This is a genomic window from Allobosea sp. CER48 (genome assembly GCF_044752385.1).
GTDB lineage: Bacteria > Pseudomonadota > Alphaproteobacteria > Rhizobiales > Beijerinckiaceae > Allobosea.
In genome coordinates this window covers 1-1,123 of record NZ_JBIWYK010000717.1, presented here as the reverse complement: position 1 = coordinate 1,123, position 1,123 = coordinate 1, and the positions used below count along the sequence as shown (strand labels likewise).

Below are 1,123 nucleotides of genomic sequence, written 5' to 3'. Positions count from 1 at the left end.
ATCGCTGAGCCCCTTGCTTTTCGGGGCGCAAGCAAGCCGTTGCGTCTAGGCGCCAGAAGGGCCGAAACGGGGCGCAAATGCGGTCTGCCGCCGCAAGCGCGGGTGCCATGCACAATGACCGGTAACGGGCTCTCCCGCCCGGCGCTAGAGATGAAGAATGGACCAGATCACCCCCGCAGCGCTGCTCGAGACGGACGCCAGGACGCGTCGTCGGAAGCGCCTCGCGGCGCTGGGCATGCTGCTCGCCGTGCTGATCTATGGCTCGAACTTCGTCATCAGTCGCCACGCCGTTCTGAACGGGCTGACCCAGCATGACCTGATGGCGCTGCGCTTCGCCATCGCCGGCGTGCTGCTGCTGCCGGTCTTCCTCCGGCCCGGCCTTGCCTCCTGTGGCGGCGTAGGCTGGAAGCGCGGCTTCTGGCTGACGCTGAGCAGCGGCTTTCCGATGACCTACCTGATGCTGACGGGCCTCACCATGGCGCCCGCCGCGCACGGGGCGACCATCGGCCCGGGCACGGTGACGATGATCGGCATCATCGGCTCCGTCGCGATGTTCGGCGCCGCCCTGACCGGGCGACTCATGATCGGCGTCGCCGGCGTGCTGGCTGGCCTGCTCTGCCTCGGTATCGCCGGCAGCGCCGGCGCGAACGCGACGACCCTGCGCGGCGACCTGTGCTTTCTCGGCGTCGGCCTTCTCTGGGGCTTCTACCCTTTGCTGATCCAGCTCTGGAAGGTCGACGGGCTGAGAGCGACCGCAATCGTGTCGGTGCTCTCGCTGGTCTACCTGCCGATCTATTTCCTGTTCTACTTTCGCGGCTTCGACGTCGCCCCCTGGTGGGTGCTCGCGCTGCACGGCTTCAACCAGGGCGTGCTCAACGTCATCGTCGGCCTCTGGGTCTGGGGCTGGGCGGCCCATGTGCTGGGGCCATCCGTGGTCGGGCGCTTCCCGCCGCTTATCCCGGTGACCGGCACGCTGCTGGCGATCCCGGTGCTCGGCGAGATTCCGTCCTCGCTGCAACTCGCCGGCATCGTGCTGATCATCGGCGGGCTGTTCGTCGCCTCATGGCGCAAGCCGGCGCGAAAGCCCGGTCACCAGCAGGTTCCAGACGACCGAAACGGCAAG

The 1,123-nt window shown here is 67.9% G+C and carries 1 protein-coding gene; it reads left to right on the top strand.

Features of this window, described 5'->3' with window-relative positions; translation table 11 throughout:
• Positions 1 to 157 precede the first annotated feature (157 nt).
• A partial coding sequence (locus ACIPIA_RS16775; protein ID WP_400511109.1) for a DMT family transporter occupies positions 158 to 1,123 on the top strand: 966 nt, incomplete at its 3' end.